This is a genomic window from Leuconostoc sp. LN180020, from assembly GCF_014844115.1.
In the GTDB taxonomy this organism is placed as follows: domain Bacteria; phylum Bacillota; class Bacilli; order Lactobacillales; family Lactobacillaceae; genus Leuconostoc; species Leuconostoc citreum.
The window spans coordinates 564,652-582,747 of sequence record NZ_CP039736.1 but is presented as its reverse complement, the minus strand read 5'-3'; the positions used below and the strand labels follow the sequence as shown (position 1 = coordinate 582,747).

Below are 18,096 nucleotides of genomic sequence, written 5' to 3'. Positions count from 1 at the left end.
GATTGAATATGTCTGAAGAAAATAATAATGAAATCGAAAACATTGATGGTATCGTGACAGATGATGAAGAGATTCGCAGTGCCAGCACGGTCACGGCTAATGCTGGAGATTACAATGCCGATCAAATTCAAGTTTTAGAAGGTTTAGAAGCTGTACGTAAGCGACCAGGAATGTATATTGGAACGACAACAGCCCAAGGGTTGCATCATCTTGTTTGGGAAATTGTTGATAATGGTATTGATGAGGCTTTGGCCGGCTTTGCCTCACACATTACAGTCACAATTGAAGCAGATAATTCAATCACGGTCACTGATGATGGGCGCGGAATCCCGGTAGACATCCAGACTAAAACTGGCAAACCAGCGCTTGAAACAGTCTTTACAGTGTTGCATGCTGGTGGTAAATTTGGTGGCGGTGGCTATAAAGTCTCTGGTGGATTGCATGGTGTTGGGGCATCAGTTGTTAACGCTTTGTCAACCAATTTAGATGTTAAAGTTGTCCGTGATGGGCAAGTTTATTATATGGACTTTAAAGTTGGTCGCGTAAATACCCGTATGGTTAAATTGGATGAAAAACCAACAATTGCACGTGGGACAATTGTTCATTTTAAGCCGGATGCCGATATTTTCAGAGAAACAACCACATTTAATTACAATACATTATTAACTCGTGTGCGGGAATTGGCATTTTTAAACAAGGGCTTGCGTATCTCAATTACAGATAATCGTGCCGAAACGCCGATGACGGAAAGTTTTCACTATGAAGGTGGGATTAAAGAATATGTAAAGTATCTTAATGCCGAGAAAGTGGTTGTTTTCCCAGAGCCTGTTTACGTTGAAGGGGAAGAAAACGGGATTGTCGTTGAAGCTGCCTTACAATATACAACAGATGTGAAGGATAGTTTACGTACATTTACGAATAACATTAATACCTATGAAGGTGGGACACACGAAACAGGCTTCAAAACTGCGCTAACACGCGTTATCAATGATTATGCCAGAAAGAACGGCCAGCTCAAAGAAAATGCCGAAAGTCTAACTGGTGAAGATGTACGTGAAGGCATGACAGCCATTGTATCAATTAAACATCCGGACCCACAATTTGAGGGTCAGACCAAGACAAAACTTGGGAACTCTGATGCCCGCCAAGCAACTGATCGCATGTTTTCTGAAACCTTCAGTCGCTTTATGATGGAAAATCCCGCTGTGGCAAAGCAAATCGTTGAAAAAGGTATTTTAGCGCAAAAAGCGCGCTTAGCAGCTAAACGTGCGCGCGAAATGACACGGAAACAGTCCGGCCTAGAGATTGGTAATTTACCAGGAAAATTGGCAGATAATACGTCAAATGATCCAGCAATCTCTGAGTTATTTATTGTTGAGGGCGATTCTGCCGGCGGCTCAGCTAAACAAGGAAGAAATCGCTTAACACAAGCTATCCTACCAATTCGTGGTAAGATTTTGAACGTTGAAAAAGCAACGCTAGACAAGGTTTTGGCTAATGAAGAAATCCGCTCATTGTTTACGGCAATGGGTACAGGTTTTGGCGATGATTTTAACGTTGAAAAAGCGAATTATCATAAAGTGATTATCATGACAGATGCTGATGTGGATGGCGCACACATCCGGACATTATTGCTGACGCTATTCTATCGTTATATGCGGCCGTTAGTTGATTCAGGTTACATTTATATTGCGCAACCACCGTTGTATGGTGTTGCTTTGGGCAATTCAAAGAATCGCGAATATCTTGATTCAGATGAGGAACTAGAAGATTATTTGGCGCAGTTACCAGCAAATATTAAGCCAAAAGTACAACGTTATAAGGGATTGGGAGAAATGGACTTTGATCAGTTAGCTGATACAACCATGGACCCACTAAATCGTCGTTTATTACGTGTTGATCCAGCTGATGCAGAAGCAGCGGATAGCATATTTGATATGTTGATGGGTGATGATGTTGCACCGCGTCGTGAGTTCATTGAAGAGAATGCTGTTTTCGTCGAAAACTTGGATATTTAGTGGCAAGCTAAATCAAATACATCACAACTGCTTAGTTAATTAAGCAGTACATAAATTCAAGAATAACGTTATTAAGGAGTAAGAAATGTCTGAACAAAATGACACGCGCATTCGTAATGCGAATTTGTCAGAACAAATGAAAACATCATTTTTATCATACGCGATGTCAGTTATTGTTGCGCGTGCATTACCTGATGTTCGTGATGGCATGAAGCCCGTTCATCGTCGTATTTTGTATTCAATGATTGAACAAGGCAATACACCAGATAAACCACATAAAAAGTCTGCACGTATTGTAGGTGATGTGATGGGAAAATACCATCCTCACGGTGATTCAGCAATTTATGAATCAATGGTACGTATGGCACAACCCTTTTCATATCGTCATATGCTTGTGGATGGACACGGTAACTTTGGATCTGTCGATGGTGATAGCGCAGCGGCAATGCGTTATACTGAAGCGCGCTTATCAAAAGTCGCGATGGAGATGGTACGTGATCTTAACAAAGATACAGTTAATTTTGTGCCAAACTATGATGGCGAAGAACGTGAGCCAGAGGTTTTGCCATCACGTTTCCCTAATTTATTAGTTAATGGGGCGACTGGTATTGCGGTGGGAATGGCGACTAATATTCCTACACATAATTTGGGTGAGGTTATCTCAGCGCTGCATGTTTTGATGAACAATCCTGATGCTACCACAACAGATCTTATGGATGTTTTGCCGGGACCGGATTTTCCAACTGGTGGCATTGTTATGGGTAAATCAGGTATTCGTCGTGCTTATGAGACTGGGCGTGGGCGCGTTACAGTTCGCGCTAAAGTCGATATTGAGCAAACAAAAACTGGTAAAGAACAGATTATTGTGACAGAGTTGCCATATGCTGTCAATAAAGCACGATTGATTGAACGTATTTCAGAACTCGCAAGAGACAAGCGTATTGAAGGTATTACTGGTATCCGCGATGAATCAGATCGTGATGGTTTACGTATTTCAATTGATGTGCGACGTGACACGTCAGCCAGTGTGATATTAAATAATCTTTATAAAGAAACCTTATTACAAACAAACTTTAGCTTTAATATGCTGGCTATCAATGGTGGCAAGCCACAGACAATGAGCCTTAAAGATATTCTGGTAGCTTACTTAACGCATCAACGGGAAGTCATTCGTCGTCGTACAGCATTTGATTTACAAAAAGCTCAGGCTCGTGCGCATATACTAGAAGGGTTACGTATTGCCCTAGATCATATTGATGCCATTATCAATATTATTCGGTCTTCAGCAACTTCTGAAGAGGCCAAGACACGTTTGATTGATGGTTACGCGTTATCAGATAAACAGGCGCAAGCAATTTTAGATATGCGATTAGTGCGTTTAACTGGTTTGGAACGAGATAAAATCGAGGACGAATACCAAAAATTGGTTGCATTAATTGCTGATTTGAAAGATATTTTGGCACATCAAGAACGTGTTGATCAAATTATTTATGATGAATTACTAGAAATCCAAACAAAATTTGGGGATGCACGTCGCACTGAGCTTCAGGTTGGGGATGTGACAAATCTTGAAGATGAAGACTTGATTGAAGAAGAAGATGTGATTGTGACATTAACACGCAACGGTTATATTAAGCGCGTCCCACAAGCAGAATTTAAAGCACAAAATCGTGGTGGTCGTGGTGTTCAAGGCATGAATGTCAATGATGAGGATTTTGTCGACCAAATGTTAGCAACTTCAACTCACGATACCTTACTCTTCTTTACTAATAAAGGGAAGGTTTATCGGATGAAAGGGTATGAAGTACCCGAATATGGCCGACAAGCTAAGGGCATCCCAGTTGTTAATTTATTAAACTTTGAAGACGATGAAAAAATTCAAGCTGTCATTAGTGTTCGTGGTGAAGCGAGTGAAAGTAAGGACTACTTATTCTTCGTCACACGATTGGGCGTTGTTAAACGTACTGCCGTCAGTGAATTTGCTAACATCAGAACAAATGGTCTAAAAGCATTAACCTTACATGACGGGGATGAAGTGCTTTCAGTTCAAATTACGAATGGGACACAAAGCATTCTAATCGCCACGCAAGCGGGTTATTCAGTCAGATTTGCTGAGGATTCTGTGCGTGTTATGGGCCGATCAGCAGCTGGTGTCCGTGGTATACGCTTACGTGATAACGATGTTGTTATTGGAGCAGATGTGGTGACATCGTCAGACAATGTGTTGGTCATTACAGAAAAAGGTTTTGGAAAGCAAACGCCAGCCAGTGAATATCCTATCAAGGGTCGTGGTGGAAAAGGCATCAAAACTGCTAATATTACTGATAAAAATGGTGTATTAGCTGGCATGACAATTATTCATGGCCATGAAGATATTATGGTAACAACGACACAAGGGGTCATGATTCGGTTTGCAGCAGATTCTGTGAGTCAAACAGGTCGTGCCACGTTAGGTGTTCGTTTAATTCGTCTGGAAGAAGGCACTAAAGTGGCAACCTTAACGAAGGTAGATCAGGAAGATTTACCTGATGAAATCGCTACCGATGTGACCGATGACACAGTATTAAATAATGAACAACTTTCACAAGTATCAGAACTTCTGTCGCGCGCAGCAAGAGATGATGAGGATAGTGAATCTTAATTAGCAATGAAAAAGCAGATGACAAACGTCATCTGCTTTTTGTTATGAAATACCCTTTTTACGAGTAATCAACTTTGATAAAAATTGAAACATTTTATTCACCACCTTTGCTATAAGATACTTAATAGTACGAGCAAAAATAATGAAATACTTATTATTAGTTAAAAATCATCAGGTGTGATATCTTTTCGGCGACCATCACCATAGTAAGAAGTTGACTGCCTTGGATCATCAGGGATAATAATCCAAGCTAAGATATAAAATATGATGCCAGGGAAAGCTGCTAGCGTAATCAACACATAAATGAGTCGCGTGATTGTCACATTCCAACCAAAGTATTCGGCAACACCGCCCAATACACCGCCGAGAATACGATTTTTGTGCGAACGGGTCAAATTTTTCTTCTTTGTCATAGTCAATCTCCTTTATTTAATTAAGTGCTGAACGGTTACGGCAATATAGTAGCCAACCGAAGCCCAGCTGAGAAGAGCGTGCCATAATGTGGCAAACCAATCATGTGATGTTGCAAATTCAAGGCCTGCGGCTAATAAAAAGCCGACACCATAAGCTTGTAAGCCATGCGAATCATGGATATGATGGTAATATTCTTTCATATTATTGTTGTCTCCATTGCAATTAAGATTTTAAGACAGTCTAATACACTTTAATTGTACCAGAGTCGACATTTGCGTCAATTGTGAATTTTGGATTATCACCGTAGAACCCACACTTATAACTATTTGTGTTTTTATCGAAGTGCGTTGCCTCGGTGTGATCCATGACGATACTGCCCATATTAGCAGATAAATTAAAATAGCAATCTTGACTTTCAGGCATTGTTACTCTAATTGAACCAGTCTTGGCCTGTAATTTAAGGTCATCAGTCAATTTATCGATGCGTAAACGCAAAGAACCCGTATGCGTAGCAAACTGACCACCACCGGTAAAATGAGAAATTTGAACAGTACCAGATGTGACTGTGATGTGGCTGTCTTCAACGGTCATATTGTCTAATTTAAGACTACCAGACTTATTAAAAATATCGGCATGCTTAAAGTTTAGTTCCTGTACTTTAACTTCCCCAGCGTGAATTTGCCAGTTAGCAGTTTCAGCTTGAATATGATTGCCCCTAAAGTTACCAGCATGTAAGTATAGGTTAAATTGCTGTAGGCTGAGATCCTGTGCCATGATACGGCCAGAGTGGTTAATCATGGTTATCTTACCGTGATTAAAGTCTTTGGGTAAACCAATATTAACTTGTGTTCGGACATGGAACAATAATGGATTATCGCCTTGCGTAACTGAAATCTGCTCATTAGTTTCTTGAATATCTGCAAAGTAGCGGTTATTATCACGGCTAAAAAATTCATCAAGTGTTATTAAATCTGCTTTGTCATTACTATAAAAATGGACGTCAGCGTTTTTATAATCAAAAACGAAAGGTTTATCACTAGTGGGAATCTGCGCATTATGATGAGCTACTGACCAACTAGGCGTATGCGTGGTATCAGAAGGTTCATCTTCGTCAAAACGATAATATTTACGACCAACACGTGCACCAGAACGATCAACATGGAGCCAATCACCTAATTGTACTTTATCGTGCTTACCATCAATAACAATATCATCGCCAAGACGAACGCCTTGACCATCGATATGGAGATTACCGAGATGGAGACCGTCGTTTGAAAATTCAAAAAATGACGATTTTTTCGTCTGACTTTTTGAGTTGTCATTTTCTTGTTTTTTAGTTTGACTAAGTTCACGCAAAATTGTGTCAATATCACCCAACTGTGCAAAAGCGTCATCAAGTGCTTCGTCATGTGATTTATCTTGCTTAGCAAAATCTTGATAAGCATCTAGTAGATCAGCCACCAACTCTTCCTTAAATTCTGTTAGTTGTTCGTTCGGTGTGTATTTCGAAAAAATAACGTCTAAGCGTGTTCGAATTGCCATTTCAATTGAAGTCATGATTCCTCTCCTTCTGCAATAGTACCGGTAATCAGTTGACTGATAACGTTTTTAGCAAATGCCCATTCTGCAATGGCATGAGTGAGATGAGCTTGTCCAGCTGGGGTGATTTTATAATATTTTCGTCTGGCGCCCTGTGTTTCATCGCCCCAATAACTTGTAATATCACCACTTTTTTCTAACCTTCTGAAAGCCGTGTACAGCGTTGCTTCATTCAAATCATATTGATTCTGACTTAATATGCGAACCGATTTACCAACTTGGTAACCATATGAGTCACTCTGATTAAGTATATTTAATATAATCGTGTCAATATGCCCACGAATGAGATCTTTTGAAATGGCCATTTTTTAATCCTCTGTTCGGCTTTGAGTACATCATATAACAAATTACTATGGTTGTCAAAGTAATTTGTTAGGCATAGTTTTAAAGTCAATGAATATAATGGGAATCGTTAGTCGGTTTCATGGTGCAGATGTTCTAATAATGTTGTTAATTGCACATCAAAAGTATTAGCAATGGCCAGCAGTGTTGCTAATGGTGGTTCACTAACACCACGTTCCCAATTGGAAACAGTTTGTCTTGAAACAAAAATTTTTGCGCCGAACTGCTCTTGGGAAAGTTGAAAAGTTTTTCGTAAATCTCGAAGCATAAATTTTAACATGTGAGCTAATCTCCATTTTTTGTATATTATATCAGTAATACTTGGTGATGGGAAATATGACAAAAAAAAGTGGCGTAGTCAATTATTAGTACATGATAGAATAAAAAATGTTCTTGTAATAAGATGAGCAATCAATATGCGACAGTCAATGACCAATAATTATATGTTATGTGATGCGGAATTAATTGTGTTTGTTGCTATGTTAAGAATGATTGTAAGTGCTGGGGGTTAATTTGATACGACTAAAAAAAGATTTACTGATAACATTAATGATTGTCATAGTTGGCAGTCTAATAGGGTATGTGTTCGTGTCTGATAATATGCAACCTAATTTACACAAAAATGTTGATTTAAAAATTGAACAGATATGGAATCACAATATTGGTATCATCCTATTAATTATTTTTTGGGGGATAATAACCTTTGGTTTATTATCTTGTATTATTTTGTTTATTAATGGGTTGTCATTTGGCATTGTTATGGCAAACTTATCTCATCATATGATTTTGTTTGTATTGGTACCTTATGCTACCTTGGAGCTATCTGCTTTTTTAGTAGCCAGTTTAATGAGTTTTTCTGTGTCTAGAAAAATAAAACAAGCGCTTTGTAGTAGACAGATTGGATATTTGTATAAAAATTTAGGACACGAAAAACTATTTTTGGCAATCATATTCATATTATTAGGTCTATCAGCAATACTAGAAGTTTATTTATGACAATAATCTTATTAAATAAATAAGCCTGACTTTATTGTCTTTTTAGGGTTATCTAGTTAGTATATTTTGAAGTTAAAAAAGGGAGACGTTATTTTTTTCAATAACATCGCTAATTTATGTGTTTAAAAATAAAGAAAAAGCTTGATCTGACAGTTAGACCCCTAGATAGCTATGATATTGTTATGGCTATTGGGATTATTAGCACATCGTGTCACTTTGGTATATATAATTTTATTTTCCTTTATTTATTATTTATGTTACCTGAAATTATAGAAACAGTAGCCTGTATAAACCATTATTTCTCAAATAGAGGGCCTCGTGGAAAATAAAGCGGTAGAACAATAACTAACTAACGCCGAGAAGCGTTAATATGTACTGGCTCTTTTCGGCTTTTACCATAAATAATAGTTTTTGTCTACATAGAAAAATGGGCACAAAGTGATAGATGACTCACGTATAATGTAACTATTATTGCTCAAAGCGTAACAAGAGGAGAAAAATTATGAATAAAAAGAATCAAGCGATTATTGCAATTTTGGCAACATTGGTACTGGTCGGTATCAGTATGATAACTGCAGTTGGAACTAATGCTACAAATGAAATGAAGTTAAATAGCACGATGTTGTTGGCTTCCGTCAGCACTGTTGTTATTATCAGTGTGATTATTGGTGCCTTAATTAACAAGCTGTTTATCTGGTTGTCACAGTTAGGGCAAGAAGACCAGCACACGGTCTCATTTCTAACATCTTGGTATGCAGGGAGTATCAGTGCCTTACCAATGGCAATTGTCAATGTTTTTGCGATAACAGTGTTAACACTATACAAGTCTGGTAATACGAGCGTCAATATTATCAGTAGTATTATTTCAGCTATTATTTATACACTTATTTTGCGCAAAGAAAATGTCATTACAAAACGCACGCAGATTATCTATTTTGTGATTATTGTTGTTTTGACTGTTGCAATGAACGTCGTAACAAAGTTTGCTTTTAAATAAATTCCGGTAATTGGGGGGAATAGTATGAAAAAATCGACAAAAACGGCATTAATTGTTGTAAGCAGTTTGGTTGGTATTGGGTTACTCACAACTGCTGGTGTGACAACTTATCAAAAAACAACGCATAAAACAGCGACAAAAGATAAAAAAGGGTATCAAAGTTATACGGTAACTACGACACCAGCGCTTTCAATGTCTGGGAAAGTAATAGCAAGTAAAACACAAGTGCTCAACGCACCAGCTGGAAAGCTACAACAACTTAATGTTAGTGATGGCCAGAATGTGCACCAAGGGGATATATTAATGACGGTTAATAATCCAGAAGCTCAAGAAGCAGTTGATGCGCAAAAAGAGATGATGCGTCAATCAAGTCGAGCTGGAACAAGCATAAAAGATGTTGCACAACAAGCAAATAATCGGGCTAATGAACGAGGTAAAGGGCCGTCTGATTCGCAATCGCAACAAATCATAAATGATGCCAATGTGGATGTGCAAGAAGCACAGAATAGGTTAGTAGCGTTACAAAGCAAAGTAACGACAGCTGTAACGGCGCCTTTTGATGGGATTGTTTCTGTGGATTACAATACAAAAGATGGTTTGCCTGGGTTAACGCTCAATGCTGTTGATAAAGTTTTGAAGGCCAATGTATCAGAATATGATTATCACAAGTTACACAGTGGTGATAAATTGTCAGTTAGCGGCATAGATGGCACGCCGACGCAAGAAACAACAATCACAAAAATTGAGCAAATCCCGACAGATCAAGGAAAGGGAACCACTTATTACCCTTTCTCGGCTACGGTAAATAACGATTTTTTGTATGGGCAGAGTGTTAAAGTTAAGATTCAACAATCAGATTTAAAGATACCAAAATCAGCTGTATATCAAGGAAACTTATATAAAATCAGTGATGGTAAAGCACAGCGTATCAGTGCTGATGTTGTAGAAGCGGGCACCAATTATATTGTTAAATCGGGCATTGTAAAAGGTGAAAAAATTGTTCTTAATCCAGATAGTCATTTGAAAAATGGTGAGGCTGTGCATGATTAATTTGTCTGACGTTGCTAAAAGTTATCGACAAGGTGGCGATGACTACCAAGTATTACACGATATTAATGTAACAATCAGTGCTGGTGAATTTGTCGCCATTATGGGTCCTTCCGGTTCTGGCAAGTCAACTTTGATAAATATTATAGGTTTTTTAGATCAACATTTCGATGGTAGTTATGTGTTTGACGACGTGACAGTTAGTAAATTGAATCGTAAACAGCACGCAAAATTGAGAAACCAATCTGTGGGATTTATTTTTCAGAATTTTAAATTAATAACAAATCAGAGTGTTGGCGAGAATGTTGGGTTACCTTTATTGTATGCTGGTATGAAGCGTCGGGATATTTTTGCGCGCGTTAATGATGTACTAGCACAAGTTGGTTTGCCAAATAGTTATCATAAGTTGCCTAAAAATTTGTCTGGAGGACAGCAGCAGCGTGTTGCTATTGCACGATCTATTGTAACTCGGCCTAACTTTCTGGTAGCTGATGAACCAACAGGAGCACTTGATTCAGCCACTTCAGCTGAAATTATGGCACTGTTTAAAGCCTTAAATCAGGATGGAACAACTGTTATTATGGTTACCCATGATGAAGAGGTTGCCCTACAAACCAATCGTTTAATTCGTATTCTAGATGGTCGCATTAAAAGTGATGAGGAGGTATCACATGCAAATACGTGAACTTTTTGTCAGTGCATGTCGTTCCCTTCTATCCAACAAACGACGGAGTGTTCTGACAATGGTCGGGATTGTAATAGGCATTGCTGCAGTTATTACAATCTTAGCACTTGGCGATGGGGCACGATTGGCAATGATGAAAAATCTTCAGGCCGACACGAGTGGCAAACAATCTACTGAAATCCAGTTTGTATCAAAAAATGACAGCAAAGTATCAGGGTTTAGTGATGATGATTTAAATCGCATACGAGAAAATGATAAGGTAACTAAAGTTAATGTCCAGTCCGATGATCATGGTATTTTATCAGCTACGGGCAACATTAACGGTAAAAATATTGATTCAACGACATATTTAGCACAGTCTGCGAATCAAAAGTTTTTAATAACTGGGCGTGGCATATCAAAGCAAGATATATTGGTCGGGAACCCAGTAGCGTTGGTCAGTCAACGCATAGCCAAAAAAGGCTATGAAACAGTTAAAAATGCTTTGAATGCAAGTATTGATATTAATGGGACAACTTATACTATTATTGGTATTTTGAGTAACGATGCGGTCCAAGGGAGTTATCAAAACTATGATGTCGTTTTGCCACGTCAAGTTTTTGAAACCAATAACAATAATGGTGCTGCAAATACTTTGAAGCTAACGTTTACTACAGGCACAAATGTCTCTAAGGAAACTCAAAAAATAGTGGATCAACTTAATAGTAGTGGTTCACAACACAATACAGGGGATTATCAGTTTTACGATATGGCTGCAATGCTTAAAGGTATCAGTGCTGTTATTAAAGGGATTACTTACTTTATTGTTGCTGTCGCGAGCATTTCATTGTTCATTGCCGGTATTGGTGTGATGAACATGATGTATATTGCGGTTAGTGAGCGGACACAGGAAATTGGCATTCGTATGGCAGTGGGTGCTTCACAAAATCAAATTTTGTGGCAGTTTTTAATTGAGGCCGTGCTACTAACACTTAGTGGTGGTATGATTGGTTATCTAGGTGGTCTTGGGATTGCTATGGGAATTTCAGTATTCTTACCATTCAAAGCCAGTGTCTCATTAGCAACATTCATACTAGCTTTTGGCACGTCAACAGTTGTCGGTCTTGTTTTTGGAATATTACCAGCCAAAACAGCAAGTAATAAAAATTTGATTGATATTCTACGATGATATAACATGCTAGTTTAGTCTTGTGCATAGCATAAGCAATAAAAAGCGTGGCGCCAATTAGGTGCCACGCTTTTTATTACCGGCAATACAGCTTTGGTGATTAAAAGAGAGTTATGAGATAATAGCTAGGAAACAAATAATAATTGGAGGGGACGATTATGGCAAATCAATGGATTGAAATTGAACATGCGAATCAGAATAACTTAAAAGATATCTCTGTGACTATTCCAAAGCATAAAATGACAGTCTTTACGGGTGTATCAGGTTCTGGAAAATCGAGCTTGGTTTTTGATACGATTGTGGCACAATCACGTCGGGAGCTCAATGAAACGTTTTCCAGCTATGTTCAACATGTGTTACCTAAATACGGACGACCATCTGTATCTCGGATTAAAAATTTACCGATTGCCATACCAATTGAACAGCGTCAAATGAGAGGGAATGTGCGATCGACAGTAGGCACATACACGGAGCTTTATACCTATTTACGATTGCTGTTTTCACGAATTGGCGTGCCATTTGTAGGTTACTCTGATGCCTTTTCGTTTAATGATCCACAAGGGCAGTGCCCTATATGTAACGGTTTAGGATTACAAAAAAAAATCGACTTACATCAGCTTGTTGATTTTGATAAGTCGCTTAATGAAGGACCAATCAATTTTCCGACATTTGGCAGAGATGCTTGGCGTTGGAAGCGATATGCTTATAGCGGGTTATTTGATTTAGATAAAAAAATAAAAGACTACAGTAAGAAAGAATTAGACTTATTACTTTACTCACCACAAATTAAACTTAATCATGCGGCAAATGGTTGGCCTAAAACAGCACTTTATGAAGGTCTTGTACCACGATTTGAAAGAAGTATTATCAATACAGATGAGGGGAAAAGACATGCAGCCCAATTGGCAGTTTTTGTCCATTCTGAGCTATGTTCAGCCTGCCACGGCGCGCGTTTAAATCAGGCAGCACTATCTTCAAAAATAAATGGTCAAAACATATATGAGCTGTCAACTTTGCAGATTAATGAATTAAAAGATTTCATTCAGACGATTGATAATGAGTTAGTTGCTGATGTTAAACATAAAATTATAGATTATGCAGATGCACTAATGCAAATTGGATTAGATTACTTAAATCTGGCGCGTCGAACCGAAACACTATCTGGTGGTGAAGCCCAACGACTAAAAATAGCTAAGCATATGACTAGCTCGTTAAATGATGTGCTTTATGTATTGGATGAGCCTAGTGCTGGTCTACACCCAAAAGATATTGAAAAAATTATGTTTTGTTTGGCACGACTAAAAAATCAGGGGAATACAATTTTGATTGTTGAACATAATCCTTTACTGATAAAAAAAGCAGATTATGTCATTGATATTGGACCTGGGGCTGGTGTTAATGGTGGCGAAGTCATATTTTCTGGAACAATTGATCAATTTTTGCTATCATCTACACAAACTAATCGCTTAATCCAACGACCACTGCAATATGCGCAACAACAGTGCGATCTGTCACACTGGTTTTTGTTTGATGATCAAAGTGCTAATACAGTCAATCATGTTTCTTTCAAAATACCACAGCAAGCATTAACTGTTATTTGTGGTGTTGCTGGTTCTGGAAAATCATCACTAGCTAAGATTATAAATCAACAATTAACGCAGTCGGGGCAAGCTGTCATTAGTATCTCACAAAAAGAAATCGGTAAAAGTAGCCGATCTACACTGATTACTTATCTGGATATATTTACCGAGATTCGTCATCTTTTCGCTCAGACATGTCATGTTAGTGCAGCATTGTTTAGTTTTAATTCGCAGGGAGCATGCCCGAATTGCAAAGGTAAAGGGGTGATTGTTCATAATATGTATTTTATGGATAATATGACAACAACTTGTGAACTGTGTTCAGGTACGCGATATCGACCTGAAGTCTTAGCATACAAATATAACGGAAAAACAATTGTTGATGTGCTAGCTATGACGGCTAGCCAGGCTCTGACTTTCTTTAAAAAGCAGCCAAAGATAAAACAAGGCTTGCAGGCCATTAATGATGTCGGGCTCGGTTATTTAAAATTAGATCAGTCATTTACAACATTGTCTGGTGGTGAGTTACAGCGGGCTAAGCTATCTAAGTACCTTAATCAAAAGGGCAGTGTTTATATCATGGATGAACCAAGTGCAGGATTACATTTGAAAGATATAGACTTATTACTGGCGCTTTTTTCATCACTTATCAAAAAAGGGAATACAATTGTAATTATCGAGCATAACTTAAATTTGATTAGTCAGGGTGATTGGTTGATTGAGACTGGGCCAGGTGGTGGCAAATACGGTGGTCACATTATATTTACAGGAACAGTATCAGATTTGAAACAATCTGATGACGAAATTACAAAGCCATATTTACCATAAAAAAAGCGATACTATACCGTATCGCTTTTTTATATCAAAAATACTGGTTAGGATAACCAAATGCTGATGCGGCTATCAGTGAGCTGTCTAATCCGACTTTGAAATTCAGATAGGGGCTCAGGGATCTCTTGACTCATCCATACGGATATAAAGGCCATTAATGTCTCGATGAGATATTCTGTACGTAAGGCATCAGTTTGATTATCTCGATTATACTGGACTAGTAAATATTTATATTTCGAACGAATGAATTGTGTCCACACGCCCCTAATATAGGGACGTGTGTATAAAATATGCAGTGCATCTTTTTTTTGATACAGCATAGGCGCCATATCATCGATGAAGGTCTCGAGAACAGGCTTATTAGTCGCTAAGCTATCTGCTACTTGAGTTTTAATGCTCTGATCGATTTTGTTAATGAAGGCATAAATGATATCGTCAAAAGATGGAAAGTAGGCCTTAATACGATGAATAGAAATACCTGATACTTTTTGAATCGATTTTAAAGTAGGAATTTCATCTAAATTATGTGACATATTGGTTAAAAAAGCAGATAAAATTAAATCTTCTTCATTATCATGAGCCTTATCATGCGCCATGATGAAAAAATCTAACGGCAAATTGAACGTTTCAATCATTGTGAGCATCATTTCAGCTGTTGGATGACGTTTTTGACGTTCCCAGTTAGAAACAGATTGATAGGAAATAAAAAGTTTGTCTGCAAATTCTTGTTGTGTGAGTCCTTGCGAGATTCTGAGCTGTTTAATTTTTATACCAATATGCATACTTGTCTCCGGTCAATTTGTTATAACAAAAATTATCATAAAACGGCTAACAATGCAATACTTTTAAAGGTTTAGCGTAACAGCCAATGATGCTTTCCCCACATTACCATGCAACGTTTCACATGAAACATTGCGTGGTAATTACTTAGTAGCCTCAGCTAAGTGTTTTTGTAACCAAAAAAGCAGAAATAGTAGTAATGCGATGGCAAAAAGTAGCCATAAAAATTGGTTTAAGCCAATGGCAATGCCACCTCGGTTAGAACCAAATAATGCCGCCACTGTGGTACCCAGGGCACCCATAAACATTTGTGATGCTTGTAGAATAGCGTTGGCATCGTTTTGTTGAGCAATAGGCAATTGATCAACAGCTGCTGTCATACCGGTACTAAAAGCCATACTGCGACCAATAGTAAAAATAATATAACTAATTAAAATTAATATAAATCCCAGACGATGTGTTAAAAGTGCCATGCCTAACAAACTGATGGTAAAAATACCATTCCCTAAAAAAATTAATTTAGTTGCGCCAACTTTATCATATAATGACCCAAAATAAGGTGATAGAAAGGCACCAAATAATGTGCCTGGTAATAAAGCAAATCCGGCTAAGAAGCTAGTTGTGCCAGCACTAGCCTGCAAATAATTGGGAATTAATAAACTTAGGCCAAGATTGGCAAACATATAAAATGTGACAGGAATGAGTAACAGTGTGAATGTTTGCGATTTAAATAGTCTGATATTGAGAAATACTTTCTGACTATGTTGAGATTTATAAATAAAAGCAGTCACTGAAATAATGGCTAGGATTAAAAATAATATATTTAACCGCCCTGTTTCTAGTTGGTTGACGACTAATAATCCGGTGATTAAGGCAATAGCTAATAATGAAAACGCGATGAAATCAAATGAAAGATGCTTATTTTGTTTTGCTACATGAGCAATATTATGCCAGCCAAGTAATAAAGAGGCTATTGGAATTACTAATAACGTAAAGAAAATAGCCCGCCAGCCTAAAGTTTCAATCAAGGCGCCACCATAGGTAGGGCCAAAAGAAGGTGCCAAACTAATTACCATGGCACCAATACCCATCCATACACCAATTTTTGGTTTAGGAATAAGCGAGAGAACTAAATTAAACATGAGTGGCATAGCAAGTCCGGCTGCTATGCCCTCCAATACACGACCGAGAAGTAATATTGCCAAGCTGTTAGCAAAGCCGGCACATATTGTACCACCAATGAATAATAGATTGGCAGTTAGCCATATTCGCCTGGCGCCAAAGCGGTTGGTTAAGTAGGCACTTGTTGTCATAGTCACAGTAACAGCTAAAAGGTAAGCGGTTGTTACCCATTGTATGTTATTAAGAGATGTATGAAAAACTTGCGTTAGTTTTGGAAAAGTGACATTCATAGCTGTTTCTATCATAATGCCGCCGGCTGCCAGTAAGGCAACGGAAATGATAGCTAGAACATGCTGCTTAGGAACTACTGTTGTAGCCATAAATTATTTCTCCTTTTGCGTGACAGATTGACCGACCATTTTTAAAAATTGTAAAATAACAGTTTGTTCAGCATCTGTAAAAGGGGCTAACATACGACTATCGTGTTCAGCAATGTAACCTTTGATGATGTCACTGACCTCAAAACCGCGAGTCGTCAAATGAATTTCATTAATACGCTTATCTTTCGTACTCTTTTGACGTGTGATCAAGTTTTTGTTGGCCATGCGATCTAGCATAACAGTGACTGTGGAACCTTGAATATTAAATTCTTGCTCAACATCATGCTGAGTCGTCACGCGACTCGCGTTACTGAGATAATCAATTATAGTCATTTGAACGGCTGTCAGACCGTGAGGTTGAGCAATTGCATCCAAATCTCGCATGAGTGATGTATGCGCGATTTTGAGTAATTTACCAATTGATTCTGTCATGAAGTATACCCCTTTATAATAATTAGTTAGCTAACTAATTATTATAAAGGGTTTACTCCCCCAGTGCAAGTCTGACAGTGTTGAAAGTAGTGTATTTTATCACATAGTTTAGATAAAGTCACTAATCTATTTAAACCTGGAAGAGTTGAAATTTTTAATCAAACAATTTGATAGAATAGTTTTTGGGGAGCTGAACGACAAGTGAAGCATTATCATCAAACTAGGGGTTTTCCTATACAACGCATCTACTGAGCCTACACGATAGGCTATTACTTGAGATGTAGGGTATAGGATTTTTTTAATTTATAGTATAAATGAGGGCGGTTGATGTTTGGAAATCGAGAAAAATTTATTGAGAAGAGTAAACAAGGCGTTGGAATTTTAACCGTCACAATTTTAATCGTGATTATTGTTTCTTGCCAAGGTATATTTTTAGGTTGTTTATTAATACCGCGAATAACATTATTATTGCAGATTAGCTTTACAGGATTAAATGTTTTGTTTGGTGTACTACTTGCTTATGTTGGGTACAGCTATTTGTCACGGCGACAAATTACTATATTTGAGCGATTAAATTGGAAAAAATTACTAGTATCTGTCGGGGCTTTTTTGCTTGTGTTATTGGGAACATATGTGTTACATCATTTTTTTGGAAAGCAGGTAGAGACGAGTGATAACCAAGAAATACTTGATGAAATGCTAGGTCGTGTATCACAAGGCCTACCGTTGTTTTTTGTTCAAGTTAGTATGATTATTATTGGTCCAATAGTCGAAGAGATTTATTTTCGTGGTATTTTATTTTATGAGTCGAGAATGTTTGGGACAATATTTCAAGCTATTTGGCCAACAATTATTTTTGCACTTGTCCATGGGCCAGCTAATTTATATCAATGGTCAATTTATTTAATAATGAGTACTGGTTTTATGGCCGTGAGACTGATTACTAAAAAATTACAATATGCTATATTAACCCACATGCTGAATAATTTTTTTGCAGTATTGTTTTAATCACATATCATTAAAAGCCATGATTAAGCAGGGCTTTTTTTATTGCATAAAATCAA

Annotated in this window: 17 protein-coding genes; 9 read left to right on the top strand and 8 right to left on the bottom strand. The window is 37.7% G+C overall.

Going from position 1 to position 18,096, the window contains the following annotated elements; all coding sequences use genetic code 11:
• Positions 1–8 precede the first annotated feature (8 nt).
• Together gyrB and gyrA are read left to right on the top strand one after the other, a co-directional pair.
• Complete coding sequence (gene gyrB, locus FAZ25_RS02975) at positions 9–2,018, top strand: DNA topoisomerase (ATP-hydrolyzing) subunit B (protein ID WP_004902237.1); 2,010 nt, start codon at positions 9–11, stop codon at positions 2,016–2,018.
• 85 nt (positions 2,019–2,103) lie between these two features.
• Positions 2,104–4,659 carry a DNA gyrase subunit A gene (gyrA, locus tag FAZ25_RS02970; RefSeq protein WP_004908402.1) on the top strand — a complete coding sequence of 852 codons (2,556 nt, stop codon included), beginning with the start codon at positions 2,104–2,106 and terminating at the stop codon, positions 4,657–4,659.
• Between the two features lie 161 nt (positions 4,660–4,820).
• Here the strand turns inward: gyrA and FAZ25_RS02965 are convergent, their stop codons facing one another.
• From FAZ25_RS02965 to FAZ25_RS02945, 5 genes are all read right to left on the bottom strand, one after another.
• On the bottom strand, positions 4,821–5,072 hold the full coding sequence (locus FAZ25_RS02965) for a PspC domain-containing protein (protein ID WP_004905131.1): 252 nt from the start codon (positions 5,070–5,072) through the stop codon (positions 4,821–4,823).
• A 12-nt stretch (positions 5,073–5,084) separates the two neighbouring features.
• Complete coding sequence (locus tag FAZ25_RS02960; RefSeq protein ID WP_004902247.1) at positions 5,085–5,273, bottom strand: hypothetical protein; 189 nt, start codon at positions 5,271–5,273, stop codon at positions 5,085–5,087.
• A 40-nt stretch (positions 5,274–5,313) separates the two neighbouring features.
• On the bottom strand, positions 5,314–6,630 hold the full coding sequence (locus FAZ25_RS02955) for a DUF4097 family beta strand repeat-containing protein (protein ID WP_100665096.1): 1,317 nt from the start codon (positions 6,628–6,630) through the stop codon (positions 5,314–5,316).
• A complete protein-coding gene (locus tag FAZ25_RS02950) occupies positions 6,627–6,977 on the bottom strand; it encodes a PadR family transcriptional regulator (RefSeq protein WP_004902253.1) in 351 nt (116 codons plus the stop codon). The genes FAZ25_RS02955 and FAZ25_RS02950 overlap by 4 nt, the downstream gene beginning before the upstream one ends.
• 107 nt (positions 6,978–7,084) lie before the next feature.
• Positions 7,085–7,294, bottom strand: coding sequence for a helix-turn-helix domain-containing protein (locus FAZ25_RS02945; RefSeq protein WP_085699474.1), 210 nt, complete (start codon positions 7,292–7,294; stop codon positions 7,085–7,087).
• A gap of 269 nt (positions 7,295–7,563) precedes the next feature.
• On the opposite strand from FAZ25_RS02945, the gene FAZ25_RS02940 reads away from it, so the two are divergent.
• From FAZ25_RS02940 to FAZ25_RS02915, 6 genes are all read left to right on the top strand, one after another.
• Positions 7,564–8,010 (top strand): stage II sporulation protein M, encoded by a 447-nt coding sequence (locus tag FAZ25_RS02940; protein WP_227005692.1) that lies wholly within the window; start codon positions 7,564–7,566, stop codon positions 8,008–8,010.
• A gap of 502 nt (positions 8,011–8,512) precedes the next feature.
• On the top strand, positions 8,513–9,007 hold the full coding sequence (locus tag FAZ25_RS02935) for a hypothetical protein (protein ID WP_004902267.1): 495 nt from the start codon (positions 8,513–8,515) through the stop codon (positions 9,005–9,007).
• A 24-nt stretch (positions 9,008–9,031) separates the two neighbouring features.
• Positions 9,032–10,057, top strand: a complete 1,026-nt coding sequence (locus FAZ25_RS02930) for an efflux RND transporter periplasmic adaptor subunit (protein WP_040189636.1) — start codon at positions 9,032–9,034, stop codon at positions 10,055–10,057.
• Positions 10,050–10,739 (top strand): ABC transporter ATP-binding protein, encoded by a 690-nt coding sequence (locus FAZ25_RS02925; RefSeq protein WP_004902272.1) that lies wholly within the window; start codon positions 10,050–10,052, stop codon positions 10,737–10,739. Before FAZ25_RS02930 ends, FAZ25_RS02925 begins: the two co-directional genes overlap by 8 nt.
• Positions 10,726–11,907 (top strand): ABC transporter permease, encoded by a 1,182-nt coding sequence (locus tag FAZ25_RS02920; RefSeq protein WP_048801875.1) that lies wholly within the window; start codon positions 10,726–10,728, stop codon positions 11,905–11,907. Before FAZ25_RS02925 ends, FAZ25_RS02920 begins: the two co-directional genes overlap by 14 nt.
• Before the next feature lie 158 nt (positions 11,908–12,065).
• On the top strand, positions 12,066–14,315 hold the full coding sequence (locus FAZ25_RS02915) for an excinuclease ABC subunit UvrA (RefSeq protein ID WP_048801874.1): 2,250 nt from the start codon (positions 12,066–12,068) through the stop codon (positions 14,313–14,315).
• A gap of 47 nt (positions 14,316–14,362) precedes the next feature.
• On the opposite strand, the gene FAZ25_RS02910 is transcribed toward FAZ25_RS02915, so the two are convergent.
• The 3 genes from FAZ25_RS02910 to FAZ25_RS02900 all read right to left on the bottom strand — a co-directional run bounded on the left by FAZ25_RS02910 (position 14,363) and on the right by FAZ25_RS02900 (position 17,032).
• On the bottom strand, positions 14,363–15,100 hold the full coding sequence (locus tag FAZ25_RS02910; RefSeq protein WP_048801873.1) for a helix-turn-helix domain-containing protein: 738 nt from the start codon (positions 15,098–15,100) through the stop codon (positions 14,363–14,365).
• A 141-nt stretch (positions 15,101–15,241) separates the two neighbouring features.
• Entirely contained in the window at positions 15,242–16,600 is a 1,359-nt protein-coding gene (locus FAZ25_RS02905; RefSeq protein WP_004908364.1) for an MFS transporter, read from the bottom strand.
• Between the two features lie 3 nt (positions 16,601–16,603).
• Entirely contained in the window at positions 16,604–17,032 is a 429-nt protein-coding gene (locus FAZ25_RS02900; protein ID WP_192269777.1) for a MarR family winged helix-turn-helix transcriptional regulator, read from the bottom strand.
• A gap of 327 nt (positions 17,033–17,359) precedes the next feature.
• Between FAZ25_RS02900 and FAZ25_RS02895 the strand changes: the two genes are divergently transcribed.
• Entirely contained in the window at positions 17,360–18,040 is a 681-nt protein-coding gene (locus FAZ25_RS02895; protein WP_040189647.1) for a CPBP family intramembrane glutamic endopeptidase, read from the top strand.
• The last annotated feature ends 56 nt before the right edge of the window (positions 18,041–18,096 follow it).